The sequence below is a fragment of the Rhizobium skierniewicense Ch11 genome, assembly GCF_023757665.1.
GTDB classification, from domain to species: domain Bacteria; phylum Pseudomonadota; class Alphaproteobacteria; order Rhizobiales; family Rhizobiaceae; genus Agrobacterium; species Agrobacterium skierniewicense.
The window spans coordinates 46,296-70,438 of sequence record NZ_RXPG01000009.1; the positions used below are offsets into that span (position 1 = coordinate 46,296).

The following is a 24,143-nucleotide window of genomic DNA, read 5'->3' on the forward strand; positions in this document are numbered from 1 at the left end:
CGCCTTACCGTAAGACAGCAGGTCCACGATCCTGCGTTCGTGGGACGGGGGGGGCAAGCTGGAATGCGCGGGCAAGAACGTCCATCGCATCGCTGTTCCGGTTTTCCGCGATCAGCCGATAGGCTTCGTTGATCTCACTGGTTGGCGTAGGCCGCACTCGGCTTTCCAGCCCTCGCCGGGCATACTCCGCGAGTATGACCTCTGACGAAATGGACCTGGGATCGACCAACGTACCTTCAATTTCGATTATTCTGGAAAATGCCTTGGTCATGCGTATTTCTCCATTTGCGCGAGGATGGACACATGCGGCAGGGTGATGCGGCGTTGCGGGCCGCGAAGCTGCATGACGGGATAGGTGCGGGCCGGTTGTGGCTTGCTGTCCATTGGCGATGTGACGCCAAGCTTTTTCAGGCGGCGGTGAACGTGATCAGCTGTCACGCCATAGCGTTCGGCGATCTGCTTTTTGCCGTAGCCATCATTGACTAGCTTTTGCAGGGTTTCACCGTCTGGCAGTTTCCCGCCATGGCAATGTGCTGTGCGGCCAGCCATTACAGGCCACCCATGGCGACAAGCGCGGACAGCAGTGCAGCAGAGCAGACACCGATAATGGTTTGCAGCATGCGGATTTGATGGATGCTCGGTGGTGTTTCAATCATGGGGGAAATGCGGAACATGGTTCGTTCTCCGTTCAACCGTTCGGGAAACCGCCTCACGTGAGGCGGAAACCGGAGCGGATGAAGGTCAGGCCGCGATGCGGTCAGCCTTGCGATAAGCGACCGTGCGGGCCTCTTCGCTGTAGGTTTTGATTTCTGCGCGGGTAAAGCGGTTGGCTAGCTGCTCTTCTGTGCAGCCTTCACCAAGGTCCAACATGGTATCTGCCATGCTGCTGATGATCTTCAATTCGTCCTGCGTGCGTTCCTGCATGTCTGTCTCCGTCGCCTTTGAGGGAGCCGGGCGGGTGTGGACCTTCTGCTGGAGGATGCCGCCCGGCTGATCCCATGCCGCTTTCTGGCTTGGGATGGAGCGAACATAAGGCGGAAATAATTCCGCGTCAATATCGAATAGCGGAAATCTTTCCGCCTTTAATGTATGAAAAAACCCCGTTGGTTAGACGGGGTTGACTCAGATATTCAACATTCAATTCTAGCTGAAGAAGATTACTATGTCGTGCCAGCGCGTAAGTAGTGTCAATACACCGACCGCTAAGGAAATTATTGCGGCCATTTTTGCAGTAGTTGGGAGGCTATCGACTCGGCCTTTTAATTCCCCGAAAGCTACGGCGGATGGAGCCGACCGCAACATGCCTTTAATTTCGGCAGTGTCTTGCAGTAGCCTTTTCATGTCATCTTCGAGGGCTCTTACGCGTGGTTCCATGCCGTCAAATGTGCCACCGCCACCGCCCGACTTCAAGGTTTTTATCTCTGTCAGTTCCTTTAGCTTAGCTTCTTGGCTGTCGTGCAGTCTGGTAAAAAGGTTCACGACATTGTTTTCACTCATGGTCAGCGACTTCGACGTTCGCTTTTTTAAGCAATTCCTGTGTCTGTATGCTTATGTAGTTGCTTGAGTTTTGGAATGTCTCGCCAAATTTTCTGAGCTTTTCATCCAAGGACACGTTTGATACCATTGCGCTCAATGCGCCCATTGCATCGAGTATTGCTTCTTGTTGTAGTGCCATTGCGGTGTAAACCTTAAGTAAGTCACCCTCCGAGGCTGGTTCTCTAAGTTTAGGAGTTAGGCTCTCAACGTTGACTAGAATTTTTTCGTAGTCATATTCTTGCCTCATCATCACATCCTCGAAAAGCGACCGACGACGCGGCCTAAAATTCTGAATTCGTCATGCTGTAATTCGTCATAGCGGTCGGGGGATGCCTCAGAGATTATCCGAAATCTCGCTGGGTTTGATCCGGACATTTTGCTTAGTGTTTTGACTTTCAGTACGTCATCACCGTCGCTGAACACATAGATTGCATCACCAACATAGGCTGCTTGAGAAATATCGACCATAACCCGGTCGCCAGCGTATAGGCGGGGCTCCATAGAGTGCCCGACAACCGGAACGATAATTATCTGCGAAGGTTGGGCACCCAGCCCGTGCCGAACGAAATCCGCAGGTATCAGCCATTCGCTGCTTACTGGGTGACCAGAAGCAATACCGTTGGTCTCGATACGAGCTAAACGATCCTCAATGATGTGACCCTGACCAGCGCCAGCGGCGGCAGGGACTTCGGGTGACGCCCCGGCTACTCGGCCTTTATATTGCAACCGACCATCAATAACGCCCATGGAGGGCAAACCGTCATCCCAATCTGCGTCTTGCCCGCGTGATTCGGGCGCATCTGGATCGAAGCTAGAGATCAGTTTTCTCTCACCGTCATTGATCCCCTTGAGTAAATATTGCTCTGAAACCCCCAAAACATCAGCCAAACCCGAAAGCGATTTGACCGAAGGTTTCTGTTCAGGGTTAGCAAGTAACTTTCGAACAGTATCCTTATCTAGGCCCGCCGCTTTTGAAATTGCTTGGGGTTTCAACGGGCTAGCCTCGACAAGCCGTGTGAATCGTTCGTGAAAAGTTTCGCTCATATGCGGAATATTATCCGCATTTTGAAAGTTGGGAATGCGGAAACAATTCCGTTGACGAGGCGGAAATCTTTCCGTATTTTCCGCCCTCATGATCATATCGAAGCTCTGCTCGCAACTCATATCTGTTTCCGATGCCTACGGACTATCGCGCCGGATTGGGCGACAACGTGTTTCGACGATTGTTCTGAATAGGGGATCAACGCTTGATCGCATTGCTGAGGGCGTCAGTGACATCAACACAGCGACCTTTGAAAAGGCGATGAGCTGGTTTTCAGACAATTGGCCGGAGGATGCTGCTTGGCCGGATAAAATACCTCGCCCAAAGCAATCCAATTTTCAGGAGGCCGCCGAATGACTGGCCTCTTCTCTCCTTCGCGCGGGGACTCCTTCCAGCCCGCTGCGACCCGCGCCGGATCGGTAGCGATGCCATATTCCGGCGCGGGTAACTCTCGTTTTGCATGTGGGCCTCCTGTTTCGCGTTGATGGTCCTTTCTACGGCTGACTGATCTGCCGTTCACCGAATCCTTTTCCGATTTTCTTTCCTTGACGAACTTTCAGGGGTGTTTCCGTGCGCACTATTTCCGATGAAGAACGACGCGAGCTGAAAAGCGCGACAGAAACCGCCTACAAGTTGGGTGGTGGCGTGACCGACTTCCCGCATCTCACGCGCGTCAATGTTTCGACGCTCTCGAAGTACGCCAGCTTCAACGACGAAAATCAGGAAAACTTCATTCCGATTGATGTCGCAATCGAAGCGGATCGCCGCGCGAAAAGCCCCGTTATCATAAGTGCTATGGCCCGGAAGCTTGGCTACCGGCTGATCGTCGATGACGAAATCCAACAAGAGCGCCGCGCCATCTGCCAGTCCGATTCTATCGACCTGATGACCGAAGTCATGGATGTAATCCGCGTGGTGAAAGAAGCGGAAGAGACCGGAACGCTCGGAACGGCGGCTGTGGCTAAGCGCATCACCAAAGAGGCGCACGAGGCGATCCGCGAACTGAAAGAGTTGATCGTCAATGCCAAGCAAGGCGGTGCGAGATGACCGCTGCGATGTTCCAGCCCGAAACCCGTGATGCGCGCATGTCGCGGTTCGACGCGTTGCCGCCCGCCGTTCGTCAATCCATCAACGCTGCGTCATTCGAGTTTCACCCTGGCATGGCGGAACGCCTCTTGCGGCGCGGCGCAACCGAACAGGGATGCGCGGCCCGGATCGCGATTACTGATTTGGGCTTGATGGCCCGGAAGGGTGGTGCGTGATGGCCGCTCAAACCCACCCTATGCTTGGTGCGAATGGATTGAGCATTGTTGCAGCAGCTGTCCGCGACGGCGAGTTTCATTGCAAAAGCCACAATGACCGTGTTTCGGCTGCGTCTGCAATGGCGCACCGTTATCTGACGCGGGATGCAAAGGACAGCAATCTGTTCCGCCCCGGCGACAATGCTGCTGATTTGCTGGACCGGGCGCGGACGCTCGGCAAACTGCCTGATGCAGATGCTGCCAGCCTGCCGGAACGCAAGGTGGCGACGGTTCGCGATCCGCAAACCGTCGATGCCGGAAACCGACTGCGCAATCTGGATGAAGGCACCGTTCTCGCGCTGATGGAATCCTTCAAGGCCTACAGCCAGCAACAGCCTATTGTAGTCTACGGCAGGGAGGCTGATGCCGTGGTTCGCCTCGGTGCTGGTGGGCACAGACTAGAAGCCAGCCGCCGTCTCGGCATCAAGGTTCTTTGCTTCCATGCCGATGGCGACGAACTGGATCGCCAGCTTTGCGAGATTGACGAAAACCTCATCCGTGCGGACCTAACGCCATCCGACAAGGCGCTGTTTTTGGCGCGGCGCAAGGAAATCTATCTGATCAAGCACCCTGAAACGGCAAAGGGAGCGGCGCAGGCGAACGCCTCGAACGCAGCACAAGGACGTGGCGGACAAATTGTCCGTGACGCCAAAACCTTTACGGCGGCGACGGCGCAAGCAACCGGACAGGACGAGCGCACCATTCGTCGCGATGTCGAGCGCGGAGAAAAGATTTCCGTCGCCGCAATCCAGATGCTGCGCGGAACTGTCCACGATAAGGGTGTGACCCTAGACAAGCTCAAACGATTGGAAACGCCGGAAGCACAAATGGTGTTTGCGCGCGAACTTATCGCGTCGGACCGTGCGAAAAAAGCCGAAACGAAGGAAATGCGCACGGCGGAACAGGCCAGCAACCGCGAATCGCGGATGCGCATGGTCAACCTGATTGCAGATCATGGACGCAAGTCCGGTTATGCCATGCCGCGCGCCGCCTATCCCATCGGTTATGCGGACCCGCCCTGGCAACAAGAGGCCTGGAGCGATGAAACAGGGCAGGACAAGGGGCTGAAATATCCGTCCATGACGGTTGAGGCCATCAAGGCGTTGTGCGCTGGCGACAAATCGCCGTTCACACGTGACGCGGTGCTTCTGCTTTGGGTGACTGCCAACCGCCTGCCAGATGGCATCGCCGTTCTGGAAGCATGGGGCTTCGAATTTGTCACGTCGCTGGTTTGGGACAAGGTGAACATCGGCATGGGCCGGTGGACGCGCGACCGCCACGAAATCCTGCTGATCGGCAAGCGCGGCACGATTTCGCTCGCACCCTTGCCGGGTACGCAGCCGCAAAGTGTTCACGCCGAACCGAAGACGGAGCATAGCCGCAAGCCGGTTTGGTATGCCGAACAGATAGACCGGCTGTGGCCGGGAATGCGCAAGCTCGAACTTTTCCAACGCAAGGGCAGCCTCGCCGAAGGCGATATTCGCCTGAACGGCATGTGGGATTTTTGGGGTAATCAAGCCGGATCGCCGGAAAGCGAGGTGGCGTAATGTACGTCTCTCGAGCTACCGAGATTGATGCATTGATTGCCCGCAATTGTCCTGTCGCTATCGGCGTTTCAGGCGGCAAGGACAGCCAAGCGGCGGCTCTGGCGACTTTCCATCATCTCGACGCCATCGGCCATACTGGCCCTCGCATTCTTATCCATGCCGATCTTGGATTGGTCGAATGGAACGAAAGCCATCCGATTTGCGAAGAACTTGCAGACCATCTGCGGTGTGACCTCATCGTTGTGCGGCGCAAGGCCGGTGGATTGATGGAGCGCTGGGAAAGCCGTTGGGTATCCAGCAGAGTTCGGTACGAGCTTCTATCAACAGTCACCCTCGTGCCATGCTGGTCAACCCCGGACATGCGGTTCTGTACTTCGGAACTCAAAACCCACGTCATCATTGCTGATCTAAAAAAGCGTTATCCTGATCAGGAAATCATCAACGTAACCGGTATTCGCCGCGCCGAAAGCCGCAATCGCTCGCGCATGGCGGTATGCGACGGTGATGCAAGAGGCCGGGTTTGGAACTGGCGTCCTATTCTCGATTGGAGCGAAGAGGAAGTCTTCGCAGCCATAGATGCCAGTGGGTTACGGCCCCATCCTGCCTATCGTGAGTTTGGCATGGGGCGCGTGTCGTGCCGCTTCTGTATCATGTCGAATGTCTCGGATTTGGCGGCGGCTTCCGCTCAACCTCAAAGCCACGATCTGTATCGCCGCATGGTGGCACTTGAGGCGGACAGTGGTTTCGCATTTCAGGGTGCGCGCTGGCTTGGCGATGTCGCGCCGCAGCTGCTTGAGGGTGATCTTTCAAAACGGCTGGCGTCTGCCAAGCGACTCGCGGCGGTCCGGCGCGAACTTGAGGCCCATATCACGCCCGAAATGAAATACGTCAAAGGCTGGCCGTTACGCATGCTGACGAATGACGAGGCGGAACGCCTTTCGTTCATCCGACGCAACGTGTCTGGCCTCTATGGCTTTGAAAGCTCGGTTCTATACCCGGACGAAATTCACGCTCGCTATGCCGATCTGCTGGATGAGAAGGCAAGGAAGGTGGCGGTATGACGGCGGGGGCGCAAGGCGCGCGGGACCGAGAAAAAGCACGGGTTTCCAGATTGATCGATATCGCCAACCGCAGCCACGGCGACCGGTGGGCAATTGATATCGACGGTGGCGAGACGAACATCATCGCTCAACGGTCGTCTGGTGAACAAGACGTGATCTGCACGATCTACAGGACCGCATCGCCGGACGAAATCGAGCTGATCAGCGGCGCATTGGAAAACGTGTTCATGTTCCTCGATATTCGTCGCCGCGCCATCATCGCCTTGAAGCAAGGACAGCCAGCGCAGGACGGGCAACAGGCCACACGCATGCGCGACGGCGACTTTGCCGCCAACGCGGCGATCCTGTGCGCAGAACCGCTGTTTCAGCGGTTTCTTGAGCGCCGTAACCGGGGCGGGTCCGCCATCCACAATCAGGAACAGGCCGACGCCGTTTTAAAACGGCTGCTCGGCATCACCAGCAAAACACAACTCAACCGACAAGAGCGGGCGCAGACGGCGTTTATCGACCTGCGGGCCGACTTTCAGACATGGAAAAGGGGGCGGGCATGACGGGGATGCTGCCGATTATCGAACTATTGGAATACTGCGAAACGGACGCAAAGCGGGCGCAATGGCTGTTGCAGGTGCCGAGTTTTGTATTCTACCGCAGTCAGACGGATATCCGCCGCGTCCTTCGCGCTTCGGGTTTTCTCAAGGGTGTCGAGCTTCTTGAAATGGAGTTTACCTTGCTTGTCGCCACGCGCGGCGCGGACGGACACCCGCCTGCGGAAGTCGTTACCAACGTCAACGCCATGCGCGGTTTCATGCGGACGCTGGTTCGCAAAGGCGGTCTGGCATGAGCGAACCGACAATCCGGCGTGGTGTGCGCAACGCGCGCTATACCACCCTTCCCAACCATGTGTTTGAGGACACGCGCCTGTCGATGGATGCGCGCTGGCTGCTGGGCTATCTGCTTTCGAAGCCGGACAACTGGACTGTCGTGGTCGGCGACATCATCAAGAAGGGCGGTTGCGGGCGCGACAAGGCCCGCAAGATGATCGCGGAACTGGTTGATATCGGTTACGCGGAACGCGAACAGACGCGCGAAGATGGCCGTTTCAGCGCCACTGCCCTGGTGATTTTCGATGAGCCTCGCAGCGTGGAAACAAGGTCTGAAACCGACAGTGTTGCATCTTTACCGCAGACTGAAATGCCGTCGCCGGTAAAGCCGTCGCCGGATTCACCGTCGCCGGTAAAATCGGCACCTAGTAATAACTCACCCTTAGAAAATACTGATTATCAGCAAGAGGGAGATGCGCACGAAGCTGATTTGAAAAGCGATGAAGACCCGAAGGCCGTGGCACGGGCGTTCAAGCGTTGGTACGGCGATTGGCCGACCCGCAAGGTGGACAGCGCCTATGCTGCCGAAAAGGCTTGGTTCATGCTGACGCCAGAACAGCGGGCCGAATGCATCGCCAAATCTCCGACCTACATCGAACGTGCCAACGCAGCGAAGGGCGTGAAGGTGCCGTATGCCGGACCGTACCTGACCGGCAAGGATTGGGAAAAGTTGGAAGACCCGAAATCCGATATGGCTGTGGCGCAGGTGCATAACGCCTACACCCGGCCATGGCATGCCGGACGCTGTGCCGAACTGCTGCGGCCTATTGCGCAGACCATGCCACAGCTTACGCCGTTTCAGCGCCGGATTGTCGAGCAAGGCGGCGCTGCGGCGGAAGCGGAGCTTGCAGACCGTCGCCGCAAATACGGCTGGCCGAAGGTCAATACGATGGATGAGCGGGCAGGGGATCGCAAAGGCGTCACTGTCAGCCCGCAGCTTCTCCGGGTTTCCGAAGGTTTTGATGGCGTTCACATCGGTAGCGATCTGTACGCGGCTTGGAAGCGGTTCTTCGGAAAGGCCGGATTGCCTCTGCCAGCGGTGCCAACCGGCCTTGAATGGCTGTTCTTCCCACAAGTGCCAGCGGACGTGACGGATTTGGATTTGGCGGTTTCCGAAGCTTGGGACGCCTTCGGACAGCAGATTAACGAGGGGCGCGAAAATGATGCAGCATAAGTTCGAGGATATCTCCCAGCATGTGTCTTTGCGCGGTCTGTTGAAGCTGGATCGTATCGCTGCGGAGGCTGCACAGGTGGCGAGGGAACGCGAATCGGCGGGCAAGAAGTTGGCTGATGCAGTGAGCGATTCGGGCTGGGTGATTGCTCAAGTGGCGTTTGGCCATGAGCAGACTGTGGAAAAAGATATGCTTGATGCGGGTATTGGAGCATGGGTTCCTATGCGAATGGGACCTGAGAGGAAGCGTCACCGCAAGCGCATCCCACCCTCTCCGACGACCGTTTTCAACGGTCTTGTGTTTATATATTGCTGCCCGACAGGCGAGGCTTTGCGAGGTATTCGCAGCTTTATCCACGTTAAAAACGTCATCATGAACGGTGAAGCTGCTGCCCGTATCTCAACTGAAACGGTCAACAACTTCCGTGACTTGGCTGCGCGTGGCGAATATGATTGGGAGCGCCCCGCACCGACATTCATTAAGGATCAAAAGGTTCGGATTACGACCGGTCCATTCGTTGGGTTCGAGGTCGTTATCGAGGGCTTCGCGAGCAAGGGCCACGGCGATGCCATCGTCAGCATCAACATCTTTGGCAGACCTACACCCTTCAACATGCCACTTGCCATGCTGGAAAAAGTGTGAGTAAAAATGCGCATGGTCGATCTGGTTCTTAGTGGCGGTTACGCTCGCGCCCAGACCCAACCCTGACAGTCTCCCGAAGCGAGACACCGATTCAGGGTCAGTGCTACAGCTATGATCGACGGAATGATGAGGCGGCCTAACGGTCGCCTTTCTGCTTTCTAGAGATATGGCCAGACTTACGACACTGAAGCCGACGCTCGGCACGCTGCCACCTCGCTTGGGTCCAGCACCTGGTGATGAGCAGGATCGCAACAAGCATCGTCAGACAGCAGAGCCATGGCGCAAGTGGTACCAGCTGGTCAGATGGAAGCGGCTGCGCATCCAGACATTCACGCGTGATCTGTTCACGTGCCAGATGGCAGGCTGCGGAAAGATCGAAGGCAACACATCGAAACTCATCTGCGACCACGTCAAGCCTCACAAGGGTGACGAGGTGCTGTTCTTCGATGAGACAAACCTTCAGACGCTGTGCAAGCCATGCCACGACACATTGAAGCAACGAGAGGAGCGGTCGCGAGGCCGTTGGTGAAGCCATGCAGATCGGTATGATTGAAGGTGCAACGCGCATCATCGGCAAGAGCCAAGGTTATCTCGGGCTTCCTCTTCGTGATGAGCTGATCAACTGCACGGTCGGTGGTGAGCAGACGCCGTCGATGACAACCGCATGGTTCCCAACGCCTAACGAGCTTGCGCGCCTCAATGCGGGCGCACCTGTTCATCTTCGCATCCTCGGCGACGCTCACCCACCGGTGATGGTCGATGTTGGCAAGACCCCAGAGTGACCGGCAGGGGGGGCGGGTCAAAAGTCTGGAAGGCCCCTTCCTCCCGCACCCGCGTCCCCCACATCCGGAGATTTTTTTTACCGTGTCTGATGATTTTACCGGCAAGGATGTCGAGCTTGATCTCTTCGGCAAGCCGATTGAGCCCATCAAAGATCGACGCGGTAGGCCTTCGTTCGGAAAGAGCAAGGAAAATCAGGAGCTTGTCTGTCTTCTTCGCGCAGCGGGTTGGACGCAAGCCCGGATAGCCGGGTATCTCCAGTGCGACGAGAAGACTTTACGGAAGAATTTTTCCCGAGAGCTCCAAGAGGGCGCTGACCAGATCGAAGGCATGGCGCTGGAAGTCACGCTCAAGAAAATGAAGTCCGGCAACTCGGTCGCCATCTCGCGGATCTTCGACATCATCGAAAAACAAGGCGCGCCTGCTGTGCCGATACCGAGATCTCCGGAAAAGACCCCGGATGAAAAGCTTGGCAAGAAGGAGGCCGCCGACAGAGACGCCCATACGGCGCATGAAGGCACTCCATGGGCTTCGCTTCTGCAATAAAGGCCGACTGGAAGTTCTCTTGCCCTGATTGGGCAGAGCGCTTGCGGGACGGTCGCCCCATCGTTCCGGATCTTCCGCTTGATCTCGACGAGGGCAACAGAGCGGTTGGCATCTTCGATAACCTTCGTCTGCCGGACGTACCAGACCAGCCTTACATGGCCGATGCTGCCGGTGACTGGTTCCGCGATATCGTCCGGGCAATTTTCGGCTCGATCGACGAGCAGGGCGAGCGGCATGTGCGCAAAGTCTTCGGCCTGGTACCGAAGAAGAATTCAAAGACAACGGGCGGCGCTGGCATCATGGTCACGGCGCTGCTGATGAACAGGCGGCCTCGCGCCGAGTTTTTGTTGATCGGGCCGACGCAGGACGTTGCCGACACGGCTTATCAGCAAGCTGCCGGCATGATCGAAGCGGATCCGTACCTCGCCAAGCGTTTCCATGCCATCGAGCACAAGAAAACGATTGTCGATCGCCTGAACAAGGCGAAGCTGAGGATCAAGACTTTCGACATGAAGGTGCTGACAGGCTCAAAGCCTGCCGGCGTTCTCCTCGACGAGCTGCACGTGATGTCGTCGTACTCCTACGCGTCGCGTGTTCTGGGGCAGATTAGCGGTGGTTTGATCCCGAACAAAGAGTCGTTCCTGATCATCATCACGACCCAGAGCGATGAGCCGCCCTCGGGCGTGTTCAAATCAGATCTTCAATATGCGCGTGGCGTGCGTGATGGCACGATCACAGGCGGCAACACTCTTCCGGTTCTCTATGAGTTCCCGGAAGCGATGCAGATCAGTAAACAGAAGCCTTGGAAAGACCCGAAAAACTGGCACATGGTTCTGCCGAATTTGGGTCTTTCCATCACTCTCGATCGACTAATCGAGGAATGGGAAGAGGCTCAAAGAAAGGGTGAAGAAGAAGAGCGGCGCTGGGCAAGTCAGCATTTGAATGTTGAAATCGGGCTTGCGTTGCATTCCGATCGGTGGATCGGCGCTGACTACTGGGAAGCTGCTGCTGACAAACGCATCACGCTCCAATACCTGATCGACGAGTGCGATGTGATTGCGGTGGGCGGCGACGTTGGTGGCCTCCTCGATCTTTGGGGGCTGGCCGCGATCGGCCGCCACAAGGTAACGCGTCACTGGCTGCTCTGGGCCAAAGCGTGGGCGCAACCTTCCGTTCTCACGCGCCATCCAGAGATCGTCGAAAAGCTGAACGATTTCGAGCGCGACGGTGACCTGGTCATATGCAAGCGTGTCACGCAGGACGTCGAGGAGGCCGCTGCGATCATCGCCAGTCTGCGCGATGCCGGAAAGCTGCCAGAGGTCGGCGCGATCGGGCTTGATCCGAATGGCGTGACGGCCTTGCTTGAAGAGCTTGCAGGTTATGAAATCGTCGATCCGATGGTGAAGGCGGTTTCGCAGGGCTACAAGCTCTCGGCCTCTATCTTCGGCATCGAGCGCAAGCTTGCTGACGGCACTATGAAGCATTGCGGTTCTGGCCTGCTGACCTGGTGCGTCCAGAATGCCTGCGCAACACAGCGCGGCAGTAACATCTACATCGATAAGAAAACGGCCAGCTCCAAGATCGACCCCTTGGTTGCGGCCTTCAACGCTGGTGAGTTGATGGGCAGAAACCCGGAGGCTTCGGGTAACGCAGGTATGGACGATTATTTCCGTGAGATGGCAGGTGCTCAGTGAACGCATTTCGAAAACTTGCCTTCAAGGCGGCAACATCTGTAATGCGGATGCTGTCGATCGAGAATACAAATGGCTGGCATGGAAATGTTGGCGACGCTGGCGAGCATGTTTCAGATTCCAGCGTGTTGTCCCTTTCCGCCGCCTGGGCCTGCGTAAACCTGCTTTCCGGCACGATCGCGAGCCTTCCGCTCATGGTTTACCGGCGGGATAGTAAGGGAAATCGCGAAATTTACCGCGATCATCCTCTGTACCGGCTGCTGCATGACAGTCCCAACTTTGACCAGACGGCGGTTGATTTCTGGGAATTCATCTCCGCGTCGCTTGAGCTGAGAGGCAACGCCTACGCCCGGATCGAGCGCGGGAGCCGTGGCGTTCTTGCGCTGACCCCTGTTAATCCCGGTCTCGTCGGTGTGAAACGTTTGCAAAACGGCACACTTGAGTATCGTTGGTCCTACGAGGGTCGCCATTACATCGAAACCGACAAGACGATGCTGCATATTCGCGGGTTTGGTGGAAATCCTCTGGGTGGAATGTCTACCTTGAACGTTGGTCGCCACACATTCAGCTTGGCGCGCGCGATCGACAAATCGGCCGGCGCTACGTTTAGAAACGGTTTGCGACCGTCAGGTGTTCTGACGTTCGAGAAATGGCTGTCTCCAGAGCAGCGGCAACTTGCCGAAAGCAAGATGGCCGACAAGTTTCAGTCTGCTGCGGACACTGGCAAGCCGATGATCCTTGAGGGTGGGACGAAGTGGGAGCAGCTCACCATCGCTCCCGATGATGCTCAGATGCTTGAGTCTCGTGGCTTCTCGGTTGAGGAAATATGCAGGTTCTTCGGGGTGCCGCCATTCATGATTGGTCATACCGAGAAAACGACGAGCTGGGGCTCGGGTCTGGAGCAACAGACACTCGGCTTCCAGAAATTCACCTTGCGTCGCCGCCTGAAGCGGATCGAGCAAGCGATAGAAAAGCAGCTCCTCACTCCAGCCGACAGGGCTGCTGGCGTGAGCGTCGAGTTTAACCTCGAAGGCCTGTTGCGTGGGGATACTGCCGGTCGCGCGCGGTTCTACCAGCAGATGACATCTATCGGCGCAATGACCATCAATGAGGTCCGCGAGCTCGAAAACCTGCCGCCTGTTGAAGGCGGCGATGTGCCACGTATGCAAATGCAGAACCGACCAATCACCGAGATCGACGAGGATGCGGTGCGACAGTTAATCGCCCAGGAGCGGGAGCAATCGCAATGAAGCTGAACAACACCATCCTGCACAAGTCCAGCGCAGCGCTTTCTCTTACGCAGGCTTTGCCGTGCCTCGACATCAAGGCCCTGAAGGACACCGGCGAATTCGAGGGATATGGATCGACCTTCGGCGGCGAACCGGACAGTTACGGGGATGTCATCGCACCTGGTGCATATTCAGATTCGTTAGCAGCGCATCGCGCGGCCGGCACCATGCCGAAGATGTTCTGGCAGCATGATGCCAGCCAGCCGATCGGGAAATGGCTTGAGGCATCTGAGGACGCCAAGGGTTTGCTGTTGAAAGGCAAGCTCAACATGGGTGTCCAGCGTGCACGCGAGGCTTACGAGCTGCTCAAGGCAGGCGATATCGACGGTCTGTCGATCGGCTATCGGATTAAACAGCATTCGGTCGATGCAGATACCGGCGTCTGGACGCTCGAAAAGATCGAGCTCAAGGAAGTGTCCATCGTTTCTATCGGCGCAAATGACAATGCGACGATCGGGAGCGTCAAGGCTCTCAAGGCCGCGCATCAACTATCAGACAAACTGAAAGCCGGGGACCGGCTGACAGAGCGTGAGTTCGAAACTTGGCTCAAGGGATTGGGCTTTTCGAATTCGCAGGCGGAGCGTGCCGCGCGCGTCCATCTGAAGGGGCAGGGGGAACCTGCCGAAGCGGATAAAACACTGGCGTTTTTGCGAACGCTCAGGGGCTAACCTCAATCCATTCAATCAGGAGAATCCCATGTCGGGACGTAGGCTTGCCGTTTTTGCGGCATTGTCGAGCGCATCTGTGCTCGGCGCAATGACACCAATGGAGCGGGCTGCCGGGCGGTTTATGCGCGCTCCCGATCATGAAACAACGCAGCTCGCCAACGAAATCAAGGCCCATCACCAGAAGGCCGTTGATGATGTGAAGGCGATTGCCGAGGAAGCTCTTGGCAAGGCGAAGGCTGGCGAGGATCTCGGCAAATCCATCAAGGAAAAAGCCGACGAAGCTCTCGTCAAAATGAACGCGCTCACTGAGCAGGTTTCCGAGATGGAGCAGAAGCTCGCCCGGAACGACACCGGCAGTCGCGCTGGTGAAAAGAGCTACGGTCAGCAGTTCATCGAAACTGAAGAACTGAAGTCGCTTGCTTCGTCTCCAAAAAGCGGTGCATCGGCGAATATGTCGGTCAAAGCTGATATGACGACGGCCACGACCGATGCTGCTGGTTCGGCTGGTGCAGGCATCGCGCCGAACCGGCTTGCGGGCGTCCTGGAGCTTCCGCAGCGCCGTCTGACTGTGCGCGATCTGATCACGCCTGGCAGCACTGACAGCCCGAACATTCTTTATGTTCAGGAAACCGGCTTCAGCAACAATGCTGCCATGGTGGCGGAAGGTGGCCTCAAGCCTCAGTCTGACATCAAGCTTACAGACAAGAATGTTTCGACCAGCGTTATCGCTCACTGGTTCCGTGCATCGAAGCAGATCCTGTCCGACTTCCCGCAGATCCGCTCCATGATCGACGGTCGTTTGATCTACGGTCTGGCGCTGAAGGAAGAGGCGCAGCTTCTGAATGGTGATGGTATCGGGGAAAACCTGCTGGGCATCATTCCCCAGGCAACCGCGTTCGCCATTCCGGCTGGCTACGTTGCTCCAACACCCGTGACATCGATCGACCGTCTCCGGATTGCCCAGCTGCAGGCGGCTCTTGCTGAGTTCCCGGCTACTGGTCATGTTTTGAACGATATTGACTGGGCTGCGATCGAAACACTGAAGGACAGCGAAGGGCGCTACATCATCGGCAATCCGCAAGGATCGGTCCGTCCAACGCTCTGGGGTCTGCCAGTCGTCGCCACGCAGTCGATTGCGGTTGGGAAGTTCCTCACGGGAGCATTCCGGCTTGGTGCCCAGATCTTCGACCAGTGGACCAGCCGCATCGAGGTTGGTTTCCAGGGTGACGACTTCGTGCGCAACAAGGTCACGATCCTTGGCGAAGAGCGACTGGCACTGGCAGTCTATCGTCCAGAGGCCTTCATCTACGGAAACGTCAACGCCGCACCTTGAGGCGTCAAGCTCGGCTCATACCGGAGGGTGGCTAGTCCACCCTCTTCATGAACCGAAGGAGAGTGTGATGACGAACAATGTCCAGACATACGACGTGATGCGGGAGCATGAAGGCGACCGTTTCTATAAAACCGGCGATACCCGCGAGCTTTCCCCGACGGACGCAGCCGTCCTGGTCGGATTGGGTGTTCTTGCCGATCATGATCCGGAACGCTTCAAAAGCGCGGATTTGCATGAGGCCGGTATGAGCAACGTGCTGGCACAGATTGACGCTAGCCTCGACGAGCGACGGATTGAGGTCGATCAACTGCTCGCTGATGAAGAAACGCGCCTGAACGACGCTCGCAACAAGAACAGCGACGCCATTCTGGCGCTGGAGGATGACTTGACCAAGGCTCGAACCACCGCCGAAAACGAAATTCTCAGGATCAACGGTGAAGTTTCAGCGGCTCGCGATGCTGCAACGGCTGAAATCACCAAGATCAATGCCGATCTTGCCGCGAAAAAGGCGGAGGCCGAGCTCGCAAACAAGGCTGAGAAGCCGCTCAAAAACAAGGCTGAATAAATATGCATCGTCCAGTCCTTTTGACAGCGCCTGCCATTCTTCCGGTTTCGGTTGAAGACGTGAAGAAGGCGCTCCGGATCGACAGTTCCGATGATGATTCCACGCTTGAGAATCTAGTCCAGGGTGCGGTTGATCATTATGAGGGCTGGACGGGCATACTTGGTATTTGCCTTGTTGAGCAGGAGTGGCGGCAACGCTTTGATTGTTTCGCCCAGCATATGTTCCTGCCGCTCGGGCCTGTCCGATCAGTTTCGGAAGTCTCCTGGATTGACGCGGCCGGCAATCCCTCACTGGTTTCACCAGTTAGTTACACTCTTGAAACAGATGCCGGCGGTCGAACCTGTGTCCGGCTCGCGAATGCTTTTGCCCGCCCCTCGGGATTGGCTGAAAGCGGCGCTGTGTCCATCACATATAAGGCGGGTTGGCCAGTCGTTGACGGCAAGTCGACCATCCCACGGGATCTTTGGACTGCGATTATAGCCCGCGTTCAGATTGGCTACGAGCAGGGCGCGACGGATGCCAGCATGCCGCTGAAAACGATGGAAGACGCGCTCATCTCCAAATGGCGCAGGATCTCGATATAGGAGGCGGCTATGGCCCGTGTGAAATTCACTCAAGACTTTGACTACAAGCCCACCAGTCAATCCACAACGGCCTACTTGGCAGGATGGGAAGGCACTGTGAAGCGAGAGTGCGCAGAGCAGGCGATTGACGCTGGCAAGGCTGAATGGGCCGGTAAAGACGCGGAGGCGCAGCGCGATGGCGAAACCCAGATCAGCGGGTGATCTCTTCCATAGCGTTGCTTTTGACCAGCGCGAAGGAATTGACCGAGGCGATGGCGTGACCGTGGGGCAGTGGATTGAGAAATTCAAGGTCAGAGCCGGGTTTGTTCATTTGCGCGGCGGCGAAAGCGTCTTGGCTGACCGCCTTCAAGGCCAGCATACGCAGGTCATATTTGTTCGCTCTTCCCCGGAGACGCGGCAGATCAATACGGATTGGCGAGTGAGGAACGTTCGCACCGGCGTCGAATACAACATTCGGGATATCACCCCGACTGACGACAGGCACTGGCTGGACTTCCTCTGTCAGAGTGGCGTGGCAACCGGATGACGAAAATCCAGAACCTCGATCGCCTGAAGCGCAAGCTGGCGAAGCTGCCACAGGTCGCAAAGCAGATGATCCGTCAGCAGATGGAAAATACCGCTGAAGAGATCGTCACGATGATGAAAAACCTTGTGGCTGTCGATGATGGAAGGCTGCGGGACAGCATCGGTTGGACGTGGGGTAAAGCTCCAAAGGGCTCGATCACCTTGGCTTCGGTGAAATCCACCGGCGCGGATGGTCTGACGCTCACGATCTATGCCGGCAACAGCGAAGCATACTACGCCCGTTGGGTCGAGTTCGGCACGGCGCGCCATGAAAATGGTGGGCTTTTCGCGGGCTCTATCCACCCCGGCACCACCGCTCAACCATTCTTCTATGTGTCGTGGCGCGCCAACAAGCGTCGCGCTGTTCGTGCGGTGTCCAAGGCAACCAGAGACGCAGCTAAGAAAGTGGCAGCCGGATCATGACGCAAGATGCAGCACACGAATTACAGGTGGCGATCGTCAACGCGCTCAAAGCCAGCGCTGATATTGTCGCTCTGGTCGGCAACCGCATCTATGACCGCGTGCCGACGCAAGACGGCAAGATTACTGCCACTTTCCCTTACATCTCGTTCGGGCCGGTGCAGGACTTGCCGGAAGACGCTGAGTGCATCGAAGCGTCCGAGCTCATAATCCCGTTAGATGCCTGGTCCCGTGATCCCGGCTTCATGGAAGGCCGTAAGATCGCAAAGGCCATCAAGAGAGCGCTGGACGATCAGAGCCTGCCTCTGGCCGACAACGCCCTTGTCTACTTCGAGTTCGACGGGCGGCGCGATCTGCGCGCACCAGACGGCTTGACCACCCAGATTGTCAGCACATTCCGTGCTGGCATCGAACACCACTAAACCCGCCAACACAGGAGGCCGCAATGGCTCAGGCAACCACCATCAAGGGGGGCAAGATTCGTGTGCTCCTCGGCAACGATGCTGAACCCATCGTCTATTCCGCGCCATGCGGTTTCACGCAACGTTCGATCACGATCACCAAGGCATTGGAAGAGGTGAACGTTCCTGACTGCGAAGATCCTGATAAGGTCGATTGGGTAGGGCGTGATGCCACTTCTCTATCCATGGCGATTTCTGGGGAAGGCGTTCTCGCCTCTGAAAGCGTTGATGCATGGCTGGAAGGCGTTGAAAGCATCGAAAGCATTCCGGTTAAGGTCGAGTGGGAGTTTCCGGCGAAGACGATCACTTGGACCGGTCGCATGCATATCGAAAGCATGGAAGTCGGCGCTAACAACGGTCAGCGCGCAACCAACAACGTATCGCTTCAGAGCGATGGCGAGATGGTCCGCGTCACGACGCCGGTCACGCCATAATGCGGGACGGACGTATCGAGTTCGATTGGGCAGACGGGACGTATTCGTTCCGCCTTGCTTGGGGGCAGCTGGCAGAGCTTCAAGAGAAATGCGATGCGGGGCCGTATGTGGTCCTGCAGCGTCTGCACAGTGGCTCTTGGCGCATTGAGGATATCACCAACATTATACGCCTCGGACTGATCGGCGCTGGATTGCAGCCAGCTGCTGCGTTGAAACTCGTTCGGGCCTATGTTGAAGACCATCCACCTATGGAAAACCTCATTCCTGCCCAGGTCATTCTCTCGGCATCCCTGATGGGTGCGCCGGAGGAGAAGGTGGGGGAGGACGACGCAGCAAGTCAAACGGAAAGCAGCTTGACGAACTCCCAAACGGAAAGCTGAGATTTGCTGCGCTCTACGGGACCGGCGCTGTGATCGGCTTCACACCGCAGCAGGTCAACGAGATGTCTGTGTGGCAGTTCATGGCGATGGTCGACGGATATGTCGAAGCCAACTCACCAGATGACGGCAGCCTGACGGCCAAAGAAGTTGATGAGCTTTGGGACTTTGTGCAGGCTTAAGATTTCCCATTGAGAAAATCGACGCACTGCTGATAGCTCTTTGAAAAACCGGCTATGACGTCGTCTTTGTCGACTTCGTTGCGATATGGCCAGTTCGTCCAAGAGAATTTGATGACGGGGTCTTTCTTCAGAGCGTCGATAGCCTTGCGATCAAGCGAGGCGTAGTTATCGCCGTCGGCCACATAGCGTTTCCCCTCTATGAGGAAATAAGCATTCGTCCCAGGGTATGTATCTTCGGTCACGGCAATGCCAGCCGATCCATCCTTGTAGATTCTCACAAAAACATCGCTCATATCTGTGCCGTAGGAGCTCACTTTCTGTGTGGCGGGATCGATCCGCTTCTTTGCCAAATGCGCGCTTGTGTACTGCTTAACGTGACAGGTTTTTGTTCCTCTGGCTTCTGAGGTTTCCATTTCAGCGGTCGAGACAGAGTTCAGCTTGGCCATCTCGCTTTGAAATTGCCGCGTCTTAATGTCTTCTACCGTGCGGTCGTAGTCTGATTGGCATCCGCATAGAGTTGCGCCGCAAAAGACAAAAATCATCATCTTCGAAAACATAGTAATTCCCTCCAACCGCTGGTTGATGATGGAATAACAGGAATCTCGAAACTATGGCAACAGATCTAGAGCGCCTTGTCGTTCAGCTTTCGGCTGACGTTAAGGGATACGAGCGCGCCATGAACAAGGCGATCGGAACCACACAGAAGCGGGCCAATGAGATTGAGCGACGTTTTGGCGCTATGAATTCCAAGGTAGAAAAGTCGTTTGCCGGAATGGGTAGCCGCATCTCGTCTTCGTTGGATAGCGCTCTGAGATCGACTGTCGCGTTGGCTGGTACTGCGCTGGGTGTCAGTGAAATCGTCAAGTATGCCGATGCCTGGACTGAGGCAGGCAACAAGATCGGCGCAGCTGCTGCGTCGGCTAGTGTGCAGGCGCGCTCGCTGAACCAACTGAAAGATGGGGCGAACGGGGCAAGAACCGCGTTCGGTGACTATGTTGACCTGTATGCGAGATTGATCCGATCCGCATCAGGTGTGGCGCAGTCGGAGCAGGAAATCGCCACAGCAACCGACATTGTCTCTAAGGCATTCAAGGCGGGCGGCGCTTCTGCATCAGAGCAAGCGGCAGGCATTCTGCAATTGGGTCAGGCGCTGGGCTCTGGGGTTCTCCAGGGCGATGAACTCCGGTCCTTGCGAGAGAACGCGCCGATCTTGGCTCAGGCTATTGCCGACGAATTCAAGGTTACAATCGCAGGACTGAAAGACCTCGGCGCTGAAGGGAAGCTCACATCGGAACGCGTGTTCAAAGCTATCCTGAATGCACAAAAGCCGATTGAGGCACAGTTCAAAGCGACGAACTCCACGATCTCAGATGCGATGACGCGCATCAATAACGAATTTACTGCGTATATCGGCAATGCAGATTCGTCTGCTGGCGCGACAGGCAAGCTTGTCGAGGCGCTGAATTACCTTGCTGATAACTTCAAAGAGGTCGGCAATGTCGTCATTGAGTTTGTTACCATCCTCGTCGGCGCGTTGACAGGACGCGCTCTAGTCGCTGTTGTCGCTGGCCTCGGCAATGCGGTCGTGGCACTTGGTGCATTCATCACTGCCGTCCGCACGGGCGCGCTTGTGACGGGCAGTCTTGTTGCAGCCCTCGGCCCTATAGGCGTCATAGCAGGCGCAGCAGCTGCCGCAATCTATCTATATGGTGACGGTCTATCTTCGGCGGAGCGGGCTTCCATTGCCACAGAGGCTGCGATCAAAACCAACGCTACGGCGCTCGATGCGGCGAAAGCCTCGTCTGAGGGGTACACTAGAGCGCTTCGCAACCAGATTGCGATGCAGTTGGAGGTGGCGAAGGCCGAGGCTGCCGCAGCGTCTTATTATGCAGATGCAGCGACGGACAGAGCTATAGCATTCACAAGATATTCGAGGATGCTCGGCGTCGAGGCAAAGTTTGAACCTTTCGAATATGCTGCAAACGAGGCTGAAAAGGCCGTCGTCCGAACGGCAAATGCGGCCACCGCTCTGCAGATGCAGTTGGATCAGGTCGATAAGGGTCTGGGCAAATCGCCATCGGGATTCGGTAAGGGGTCGGGCGCTGCGCCAGCAGACAAGAAAAAGAAGACCCGCGAGAACGAGTACCAGCGCGAGATCGAGCAGATCACGAAGCGAACCGACGCCCTTAAGGCCGAGACGGCGGCGCAGGCTGGCCTCAATCCGCTGCTCAACGAATACGGTTTTGCGGTTGAATTTGCGCGCGCCAAGCAGGACTTGCTGACCGCAGCCCAAGAGGCTGGCATCAAGATCACGCCAGAACTAACCGCCAGCATCGAAAGCTTGGCATCTGGATATGCCAACGCCGTTGTTGCCTCCGAAAAGCTTGCCGAAAAGCAGGACGAAATTCGTCAGCGAGCCGAAGAGGCGATGGCGACAGCGAAAGACGTGACGCGAGGTCTGATCGATGGTTTCATTGAAGGCGCGAGCGCGGCTGACCTACTTAAGGACAGCCTGAAAAAGATCGCGGACACGCTGTTGAACGATGTGCTGAACAGCATCTTCAAGGTCAATAATGCCGGCTCTGGTGGTGGATTTCTGAGCGGACTGTTTAGCCTATTCGGAGGCGGCGGATTCGCATCTCTGCCCACGACTGGTCCGGTACCAACCCCACGACCATTCTCAGACGGAGGCTACACCGGCGACGGTGGCAAATACCAGCCTGCCGGCGTCGTGCATAAGGGCGAGTATGTCTTCGACAAGGCAGCGGTTGCTGCTGCTGGCGGTCCTGCCGCCATGGAAGCCATGCGGCGCGGTCTGAAAGGCTACGCCAACGGCGGCGCGGTCGGGGTTTCGGTGCCTTCGTTGCCGAGCATAAAGCCACAGGGGCAACAACCGGTTCAAGTCAGCTTCGCCCCTGTCTACAATGTGCAGGGAAGCGGGCCGGAGATCGCGGAGCTTCGCGCTCAGATGGCGAAGGACAGGGCTCAATTCCCAGGCATAGCAGTCAAGTCAGTTCGTGAAGCTGGAAGACGATCATCGTCACTCTGATAGATTCGTGAGGCCCACACCACATGGCAGAAACATTACCGGTCGGCCTGAGATACGGGCCGACCTATCCTAAACTCATGCGCTCAACCAGCGTGTCGAGATACGGCAAGCGGGCCATTTCCTTCATGGAAACCAGCGATCCGTTCTGGCAGGTGTCTATGCGGGTGGTGGCCTTGAGCAATGCCGACCGGCAGAAGCTTGAGGCATTCATTTCGCGCTGCCGCGATGGCATGGTGACAGTGCTCTATACGCCGAAGCATGTGTGTCTGCCGCAAGCCTATTGGGGCAACCCGACCGCGCCAGCCATTCTCGATACCGGTGTGTTGTCGGCAATCTCCGGCAATCAGCTAACGGTGTCCAGCGTCACCAATGGTCTGAAGCTGATGGAGGGCGACCTGATCGGATTCAGTCAGGGCGACTACAACACCATCGTTCGCGTGGTGCAGGACACCACCGCAACTGGTGGAGCAATAACCATTAAGGCCGAGCCGTTCCTGCCGTCCTACGTCACTGCTGGCGCGACTGTCGTCTTCAAGAACCCAGTCATGAATATGCGCCTGGTGCCGGACAGTTACGACTGCCCTGACGACTTCCGCCCGACGGCAACTTTCACGCTGATCGAGGTGCCGCGCTAATGGCTTTCCCAACACGACTGCAGCAGCTGCTCAATGAGGGCAGGGTGAAGATCGGGTCTGGCGTCAAGTTTGAGTTTGGAACCGGCACATACGGGTTCTTCTCAGGTAAAGGTACGCTCGATTACAACGGGCTGACCTACAAGGGCAATTCGATCATCGAGATTGATGAGCCTGCTTTCGCGCTCGGCACCACGGCAAATCCGGTCACGATGCGGCTGCCCGCACGATCCGATTTCGGCCTGACGCCGGACAAGCTGCTTCTGATCGAAAACGAAGAATACAAGGGCCGTCCAGTCACGCTGTACGACTTCTATTTCGATCCCGACAACAACGCTTTCCTGCACGCCGAGCCGACCTTCTACGGCTACGTCGATACGATCGATCACCGCGAAGAGAACGGCGATGCCTGGCTTGAGGCCAACATCGAAACCGAAGCGATCGACAACTTCCGCGAAGGCTACCGATACGCCAGCCACGAAGACCAGCAACTGGTCTCGGCTGGCGACATGTTCTTCGAACACGCTGCGAGGCTGAAAAATGAGTTCTTCAATTTCGAGTTCAGCCCGAAGTGATGTGAGGCCAGCACGAAACTCTGATGCTGGCGCAGTTGTCGACTTACTGAGGAAAAGCCACGCCGCGGCAAGATGGTCGTTTCCTTTCGACCCGGCACGGGCGCACGCGCTGTTCGTCCAGCACATGCAAAGCTCAAGGTCATGCGTGCTGGTTCTGGATGGCGATATTGGCGTGTCGGGCATACTGATGGCTGGCGTGTTCGATCATCCCTTTGGCGCTGGCCTGTGCGCAAACGAAACGGTCTGGTTCATCGCTGAGCATGCTCGCGGGCGCGGTTCTCTCACGATGCTGGACGCCTATGAGGCGTGGGCGAAAGAGCAGGGCTGTGCCGTGGTTTGCATGGCGTCACTCGCCATCAACGATGTGTCTCGGATCTACGCCCGCCGTGGTTACGCGCCGGTGGAAACTCATTTCATGAAAGCGCTGGTGAGCGAATGAAGAAGCTTGCAAAGGCTATCCGCAAAGACGGGTGGGATCGGCGCCTTGAGGACGCTGTGTCCCTCATGTCGAGCTGTCTCCCGACAGACGTCGTACTGTGCGACGTAGCGGCTGTCTGCGATGCCATCAAGGCCATGCTTTCCATTGCCGTGAAGCCGAAAGGCAGGGATGGGAAAGAGTTTCTTGAAAGCCTGAAACTTGAACCGGTCAACCGGTTCGCTGCCCGTCGCGGCGACGTGGGAGTGTTTTTCTTCGAAGGCCGTTATCTCGCTGGCGTCGTGTCCAGCGCAGGCTTTGTCGTGCGGATGCCTCATGGCGTCTCGATTTTCTCGATCACCGATATCGAGCAGGCTTACAAGATAGGCGCATAGC

At 56.7% G+C, this 24,143-nt stretch carries 37 protein-coding genes; 29 read left to right on the forward strand and 8 right to left on the reverse strand.

Features of this window, described 5'->3' with window-relative positions; translation table 11 throughout:
* Nucleotides 1-4: 4 nt before the first annotated feature.
* The 7 genes from EKM04_RS08630 to EKM04_RS08655 all read right to left on the reverse strand — a co-directional run bounded on the left by EKM04_RS08630 (nt 5) and on the right by EKM04_RS08655 (nt 2,700).
* Nucleotides 5-271: a hypothetical protein gene (locus tag EKM04_RS08630; RefSeq protein ID WP_183893854.1), complete on the reverse strand. Its 267-nt coding sequence runs from the start codon at nt 269-271 to the stop codon at nt 5-7.
* Nucleotides 268-549 carry a helix-turn-helix domain-containing protein gene (locus EKM04_RS08635; protein ID WP_183893856.1) on the reverse strand — a complete coding sequence of 94 codons (282 nt, stop codon included), beginning with the start codon at nt 547-549 and terminating at the stop codon, nt 268-270. Before EKM04_RS08635 ends, EKM04_RS08630 begins: the two co-directional genes overlap by 4 nt.
* On the reverse strand, nt 549-674 hold the full coding sequence (locus tag EKM04_RS22915) for a hypothetical protein (RefSeq protein ID WP_268842292.1): 126 nt from the start codon (nt 672-674) through the stop codon (nt 549-551). The genes EKM04_RS08635 and EKM04_RS22915 overlap by 1 nt, the downstream gene beginning before the upstream one ends.
* A 67-nt stretch (nt 675-741) precedes the next feature.
* On the reverse strand, nt 742-924 hold the full coding sequence (locus EKM04_RS08640) for a hypothetical protein (RefSeq protein WP_183893858.1): 183 nt from the start codon (nt 922-924) through the stop codon (nt 742-744).
* Between the two features lie 219 nt (nt 925-1,143).
* Entirely contained in the window at nt 1,144-1,497 is a 354-nt protein-coding gene (locus tag EKM04_RS08645) for a hypothetical protein (protein WP_183893860.1), read from the reverse strand.
* Nucleotides 1,490-1,783, reverse strand: a complete 294-nt coding sequence (locus tag EKM04_RS08650; protein WP_183893862.1) for a hypothetical protein — start codon at nt 1,781-1,783, stop codon at nt 1,490-1,492. The genes EKM04_RS08645 and EKM04_RS08650 overlap by 8 nt, the downstream gene beginning before the upstream one ends.
* A gap of 2 nt (nt 1,784-1,785) precedes the next feature.
* Nucleotides 1,786-2,700 (reverse strand): S24 family peptidase, encoded by a 915-nt coding sequence (locus EKM04_RS08655; RefSeq protein WP_183893864.1) that lies wholly within the window; start codon nt 2,698-2,700, stop codon nt 1,786-1,788.
* 448 nt (nt 2,701-3,148) lie between these two features.
* Between EKM04_RS08655 and EKM04_RS08660 the strand changes: the two genes are divergently transcribed.
* The 24 genes from EKM04_RS08660 to EKM04_RS08780 all read left to right on the forward strand — a co-directional run bounded on the left by EKM04_RS08660 (nt 3,149) and on the right by EKM04_RS08780 (nt 19,076).
* Complete coding sequence (locus tag EKM04_RS08660; protein WP_183893866.1) at nt 3,149-3,625, forward strand: phage regulatory CII family protein; 477 nt, start codon at nt 3,149-3,151, stop codon at nt 3,623-3,625.
* The gene (locus tag EKM04_RS08665; protein WP_183893868.1) at nt 3,622-3,840 is read left to right on the forward strand and encodes a DUF6525 family protein; all 219 of its coding nucleotides are present in this window, start codon (nt 3,622-3,624) and stop codon (nt 3,838-3,840) included. Before EKM04_RS08660 ends, EKM04_RS08665 begins: the two co-directional genes overlap by 4 nt.
* Nucleotides 3,840-5,426, forward strand: a complete 1,587-nt coding sequence (locus tag EKM04_RS08670) for an MT-A70 family methyltransferase (RefSeq protein WP_183893870.1) — start codon at nt 3,840-3,842, stop codon at nt 5,424-5,426. Before EKM04_RS08665 ends, EKM04_RS08670 begins: the two co-directional genes overlap by 1 nt.
* Nucleotides 5,426-6,487, forward strand: a complete 1,062-nt coding sequence (locus EKM04_RS08675; RefSeq protein ID WP_183893872.1) for a phosphoadenosine phosphosulfate reductase domain-containing protein — start codon at nt 5,426-5,428, stop codon at nt 6,485-6,487. Before EKM04_RS08670 ends, EKM04_RS08675 begins: the two co-directional genes overlap by 1 nt.
* Nucleotides 6,484-7,038: a hypothetical protein gene (locus EKM04_RS08680; protein ID WP_183893874.1), complete on the forward strand. Its 555-nt coding sequence runs from the start codon at nt 6,484-6,486 to the stop codon at nt 7,036-7,038. The genes EKM04_RS08675 and EKM04_RS08680 overlap by 4 nt, the downstream gene beginning before the upstream one ends.
* Nucleotides 7,035-7,328, forward strand: coding sequence for a hypothetical protein (locus EKM04_RS08685; RefSeq protein WP_183893876.1), 294 nt, complete (start codon nt 7,035-7,037; stop codon nt 7,326-7,328). Before EKM04_RS08680 ends, EKM04_RS08685 begins: the two co-directional genes overlap by 4 nt.
* Entirely contained in the window at nt 7,325-8,542 is a 1,218-nt protein-coding gene (locus EKM04_RS08690; protein WP_183893879.1) for a helix-turn-helix domain-containing protein, read from the forward strand. The genes EKM04_RS08685 and EKM04_RS08690 overlap by 4 nt, the downstream gene beginning before the upstream one ends.
* Nucleotides 8,529-9,182 carry a transcription termination/antitermination protein NusG gene (nusG, locus tag EKM04_RS08695; protein ID WP_183893881.1) on the forward strand — a complete coding sequence of 218 codons (654 nt, stop codon included), beginning with the start codon at nt 8,529-8,531 and terminating at the stop codon, nt 9,180-9,182. Before EKM04_RS08690 ends, nusG begins: the two co-directional genes overlap by 14 nt.
* Nucleotides 9,183-9,348: 166 nt before the next feature.
* The gene (locus tag EKM04_RS08700; protein ID WP_183893883.1) at nt 9,349-9,711 is read left to right on the forward strand and encodes an HNH endonuclease; all 363 of its coding nucleotides are present in this window, start codon (nt 9,349-9,351) and stop codon (nt 9,709-9,711) included.
* Nucleotides 9,712-9,715: 4 nt separating this feature from the next.
* Nucleotides 9,716-9,964, forward strand: a complete 249-nt coding sequence (locus EKM04_RS08705; protein ID WP_183893885.1) for a hypothetical protein — start codon at nt 9,716-9,718, stop codon at nt 9,962-9,964.
* An 82-nt stretch (nt 9,965-10,046) separates the two neighbouring features.
* The gene (locus tag EKM04_RS08710) at nt 10,047-10,508 is read left to right on the forward strand and encodes a hypothetical protein (RefSeq protein ID WP_183893887.1); all 462 of its coding nucleotides are present in this window, start codon (nt 10,047-10,049) and stop codon (nt 10,506-10,508) included.
* The gene (locus EKM04_RS08715) at nt 10,487-12,202 is read left to right on the forward strand and encodes a terminase large subunit (protein ID WP_183893889.1); all 1,716 of its coding nucleotides are present in this window, start codon (nt 10,487-10,489) and stop codon (nt 12,200-12,202) included. The genes EKM04_RS08710 and EKM04_RS08715 overlap by 22 nt, the downstream gene beginning before the upstream one ends.
* Nucleotides 12,199-13,449 (forward strand): phage portal protein, encoded by a 1,251-nt coding sequence (locus EKM04_RS08720; protein ID WP_252094051.1) that lies wholly within the window; start codon nt 12,199-12,201, stop codon nt 13,447-13,449. Before EKM04_RS08715 ends, EKM04_RS08720 begins: the two co-directional genes overlap by 4 nt.
* Nucleotides 13,446-14,156: an HK97 family phage prohead protease gene (locus tag EKM04_RS08725; RefSeq protein ID WP_183893891.1), complete on the forward strand. Its 711-nt coding sequence runs from the start codon at nt 13,446-13,448 to the stop codon at nt 14,154-14,156. Before EKM04_RS08720 ends, EKM04_RS08725 begins: the two co-directional genes overlap by 4 nt.
* Nucleotides 14,157-14,184: 28 nt before the next feature.
* Nucleotides 14,185-15,489 (forward strand): phage major capsid protein, encoded by a 1,305-nt coding sequence (locus EKM04_RS08730; protein WP_234910868.1) that lies wholly within the window; start codon nt 14,185-14,187, stop codon nt 15,487-15,489.
* Between the two features lie 67 nt (nt 15,490-15,556).
* Nucleotides 15,557-16,054 (forward strand): hypothetical protein, encoded by a 498-nt coding sequence (locus EKM04_RS08735; RefSeq protein ID WP_183893893.1) that lies wholly within the window; start codon nt 15,557-15,559, stop codon nt 16,052-16,054.
* Between the two features lie 2 nt (nt 16,055-16,056).
* A complete protein-coding gene (locus EKM04_RS08740) occupies nt 16,057-16,638 on the forward strand; it encodes a head-tail connector protein (RefSeq protein ID WP_183893895.1) in 582 nt (193 codons plus the stop codon).
* Nucleotides 16,639-16,647: 9 nt separating this feature from the next.
* Complete coding sequence (locus tag EKM04_RS08745) at nt 16,648-16,839, forward strand: hypothetical protein (protein ID WP_183893897.1); 192 nt, start codon at nt 16,648-16,650, stop codon at nt 16,837-16,839.
* Nucleotides 16,814-17,164 (forward strand): phage head closure protein, encoded by a 351-nt coding sequence (locus EKM04_RS08755; protein ID WP_183893899.1) that lies wholly within the window; start codon nt 16,814-16,816, stop codon nt 17,162-17,164. The genes EKM04_RS08745 and EKM04_RS08755 overlap by 26 nt, the downstream gene beginning before the upstream one ends.
* Complete coding sequence (locus EKM04_RS08760; protein ID WP_183893901.1) at nt 17,161-17,625, forward strand: HK97 gp10 family phage protein; 465 nt, start codon at nt 17,161-17,163, stop codon at nt 17,623-17,625. Before EKM04_RS08755 ends, EKM04_RS08760 begins: the two co-directional genes overlap by 4 nt.
* Entirely contained in the window at nt 17,622-18,044 is a 423-nt protein-coding gene (locus EKM04_RS08765; protein WP_183893903.1) for a DUF3168 domain-containing protein, read from the forward strand. The genes EKM04_RS08760 and EKM04_RS08765 overlap by 4 nt, the downstream gene beginning before the upstream one ends.
* A gap of 23 nt (nt 18,045-18,067) precedes the next feature.
* Nucleotides 18,068-18,517, forward strand: a complete 450-nt coding sequence (locus EKM04_RS08770) for a phage tail tube protein (RefSeq protein WP_183893905.1) — start codon at nt 18,068-18,070, stop codon at nt 18,515-18,517.
* Complete coding sequence (locus EKM04_RS08775; protein WP_210290028.1) at nt 18,517-18,897, forward strand: gene transfer agent family protein; 381 nt, start codon at nt 18,517-18,519, stop codon at nt 18,895-18,897. The genes EKM04_RS08770 and EKM04_RS08775 overlap by 1 nt, the downstream gene beginning before the upstream one ends.
* Before the next feature lie 29 nt (nt 18,898-18,926).
* Nucleotides 18,927-19,076, forward strand: coding sequence for a hypothetical protein (locus EKM04_RS08780; RefSeq protein ID WP_183894483.1), 150 nt, complete (start codon nt 18,927-18,929; stop codon nt 19,074-19,076).
* On the opposite strand, the gene EKM04_RS08785 is transcribed toward EKM04_RS08780, so the two are convergent.
* Complete coding sequence (locus EKM04_RS08785; protein WP_183893907.1) at nt 19,073-19,633, reverse strand: hypothetical protein; 561 nt, start codon at nt 19,631-19,633, stop codon at nt 19,073-19,075. The two genes, EKM04_RS08780 and EKM04_RS08785, sit on opposite strands and share 4 nt — an antisense overlap.
* 53 nt (nt 19,634-19,686) lie before the next feature.
* Between EKM04_RS08785 and EKM04_RS08790 the strand changes: the two genes are divergently transcribed.
* From EKM04_RS08790 to EKM04_RS08810, 5 genes are all read left to right on the forward strand, one after another.
* Nucleotides 19,687-22,125, forward strand: coding sequence for a tape measure protein (locus tag EKM04_RS08790; protein WP_183893909.1), 2,439 nt, complete (start codon nt 19,687-19,689; stop codon nt 22,123-22,125).
* Between the two features lie 23 nt (nt 22,126-22,148).
* Nucleotides 22,149-22,760: a hypothetical protein gene (locus EKM04_RS08795; RefSeq protein ID WP_183893911.1), complete on the forward strand. Its 612-nt coding sequence runs from the start codon at nt 22,149-22,151 to the stop codon at nt 22,758-22,760.
* Nucleotides 22,760-23,332 carry a hypothetical protein gene (locus EKM04_RS08800; RefSeq protein ID WP_183893913.1) on the forward strand — a complete coding sequence of 191 codons (573 nt, stop codon included), beginning with the start codon at nt 22,760-22,762 and terminating at the stop codon, nt 23,330-23,332. The genes EKM04_RS08795 and EKM04_RS08800 overlap by 1 nt, the downstream gene beginning before the upstream one ends.
* Before the next feature lie 145 nt (nt 23,333-23,477).
* Nucleotides 23,478-23,771, forward strand: a complete 294-nt coding sequence (locus EKM04_RS08805; protein WP_234910869.1) for a GNAT family N-acetyltransferase — start codon at nt 23,478-23,480, stop codon at nt 23,769-23,771.
* Nucleotides 23,768-24,142 (forward strand): DUF6950 family protein, encoded by a 375-nt coding sequence (locus EKM04_RS08810; protein ID WP_183893915.1) that lies wholly within the window; start codon nt 23,768-23,770, stop codon nt 24,140-24,142. Before EKM04_RS08805 ends, EKM04_RS08810 begins: the two co-directional genes overlap by 4 nt.
* The last annotated feature ends 1 nt before the right edge of the window (nt 24,143 follow it).

Bases quoted from the DNA above. Each gene is read 5' to 3' on its own strand.
- EKM04_RS08630 (WP_183893854.1), bottom strand. From the start codon at position 271: ATGACCAAGGCATTTTCCAGAATAATCGAAATTGAAGGTACGTTGGTC.
- EKM04_RS08635 (WP_183893856.1), bottom strand. From the start codon at position 549: ATGGCTGGCCGCACAGCACATTGCCATGGCGGGAAACTGCCAGACGGT.
- EKM04_RS22915 (WP_268842292.1), bottom strand. From the start codon at position 674: ATGTTCCGCATTTCCCCCATGATTGAAACACCACCGAGCATCCATCAA.
- EKM04_RS08640 (WP_183893858.1), bottom strand. From the start codon at position 924: ATGCAGGAACGCACGCAGGACGAATTGAAGATCATCAGCAGCATGGCA.
- EKM04_RS08645 (WP_183893860.1), bottom strand. From the start codon at position 1,497: ATGAGTGAAAACAATGTCGTGAACCTTTTTACCAGACTGCACGACAGC.
- EKM04_RS08650 (WP_183893862.1), bottom strand. From the start codon at position 1,783: ATGAGGCAAGAATATGACTACGAAAAAATTCTAGTCAACGTTGAGAGC.
- EKM04_RS08655 (WP_183893864.1), bottom strand. From the start codon at position 2,700: ATGAGTTGCGAGCAGAGCTTCGATATGATCATGAGGGCGGAAAATACG.
- EKM04_RS08665 (WP_183893868.1), top strand. From the start codon at position 3,622: ATGACCGCTGCGATGTTCCAGCCCGAAACCCGTGATGCGCGCATGTCG.
- EKM04_RS08670 (WP_183893870.1), top strand. From the start codon at position 3,840: ATGGCCGCTCAAACCCACCCTATGCTTGGTGCGAATGGATTGAGCATT.
- EKM04_RS08675 (WP_183893872.1), top strand. From the start codon at position 5,426: ATGTACGTCTCTCGAGCTACCGAGATTGATGCATTGATTGCCCGCAAT.
- EKM04_RS08680 (WP_183893874.1), top strand. From the start codon at position 6,484: ATGACGGCGGGGGCGCAAGGCGCGCGGGACCGAGAAAAAGCACGGGTT.
- EKM04_RS08685 (WP_183893876.1), top strand. From the start codon at position 7,035: ATGACGGGGATGCTGCCGATTATCGAACTATTGGAATACTGCGAAACG.
- EKM04_RS08690 (WP_183893879.1), top strand. From the start codon at position 7,325: ATGAGCGAACCGACAATCCGGCGTGGTGTGCGCAACGCGCGCTATACC.
- nusG (WP_183893881.1), top strand. From the start codon at position 8,529: ATGATGCAGCATAAGTTCGAGGATATCTCCCAGCATGTGTCTTTGCGC.
- EKM04_RS08700 (WP_183893883.1), top strand. From the start codon at position 9,349: ATGGCCAGACTTACGACACTGAAGCCGACGCTCGGCACGCTGCCACCT.
- EKM04_RS08705 (WP_183893885.1), top strand. From the start codon at position 9,716: ATGCAGATCGGTATGATTGAAGGTGCAACGCGCATCATCGGCAAGAGC.
- EKM04_RS08715 (WP_183893889.1), top strand. From the start codon at position 10,487: ATGGGCTTCGCTTCTGCAATAAAGGCCGACTGGAAGTTCTCTTGCCCT.
- EKM04_RS08725 (WP_183893891.1), top strand. From the start codon at position 13,446: ATGAAGCTGAACAACACCATCCTGCACAAGTCCAGCGCAGCGCTTTCT.
- EKM04_RS08730 (WP_234910868.1), top strand. From the start codon at position 14,185: ATGTCGGGACGTAGGCTTGCCGTTTTTGCGGCATTGTCGAGCGCATCT.
- EKM04_RS08735 (WP_183893893.1), top strand. From the start codon at position 15,557: ATGACGAACAATGTCCAGACATACGACGTGATGCGGGAGCATGAAGGC.
- EKM04_RS08740 (WP_183893895.1), top strand. From the start codon at position 16,057: ATGCATCGTCCAGTCCTTTTGACAGCGCCTGCCATTCTTCCGGTTTCG.
- EKM04_RS08745 (WP_183893897.1), top strand. From the start codon at position 16,648: ATGGCCCGTGTGAAATTCACTCAAGACTTTGACTACAAGCCCACCAGT.
- EKM04_RS08755 (WP_183893899.1), top strand. From the start codon at position 16,814: ATGGCGAAACCCAGATCAGCGGGTGATCTCTTCCATAGCGTTGCTTTT.
- EKM04_RS08760 (WP_183893901.1), top strand. From the start codon at position 17,161: ATGACGAAAATCCAGAACCTCGATCGCCTGAAGCGCAAGCTGGCGAAG.
- EKM04_RS08765 (WP_183893903.1), top strand. From the start codon at position 17,622: ATGACGCAAGATGCAGCACACGAATTACAGGTGGCGATCGTCAACGCG.
- EKM04_RS08770 (WP_183893905.1), top strand. From the start codon at position 18,068: ATGGCTCAGGCAACCACCATCAAGGGGGGCAAGATTCGTGTGCTCCTC.
- EKM04_RS08775 (WP_210290028.1), top strand. From the start codon at position 18,517: ATGCGGGACGGACGTATCGAGTTCGATTGGGCAGACGGGACGTATTCG.
- EKM04_RS08785 (WP_183893907.1), bottom strand. From the start codon at position 19,633: ATGTTTTCGAAGATGATGATTTTTGTCTTTTGCGGCGCAACTCTATGC.
- EKM04_RS08790 (WP_183893909.1), top strand. From the start codon at position 19,687: ATGGCAACAGATCTAGAGCGCCTTGTCGTTCAGCTTTCGGCTGACGTT.
- EKM04_RS08795 (WP_183893911.1), top strand. From the start codon at position 22,149: ATGGCAGAAACATTACCGGTCGGCCTGAGATACGGGCCGACCTATCCT.
- EKM04_RS08800 (WP_183893913.1), top strand. From the start codon at position 22,760: ATGGCTTTCCCAACACGACTGCAGCAGCTGCTCAATGAGGGCAGGGTG.
- EKM04_RS08810 (WP_183893915.1), top strand. From the start codon at position 23,768: ATGAAGAAGCTTGCAAAGGCTATCCGCAAAGACGGGTGGGATCGGCGC.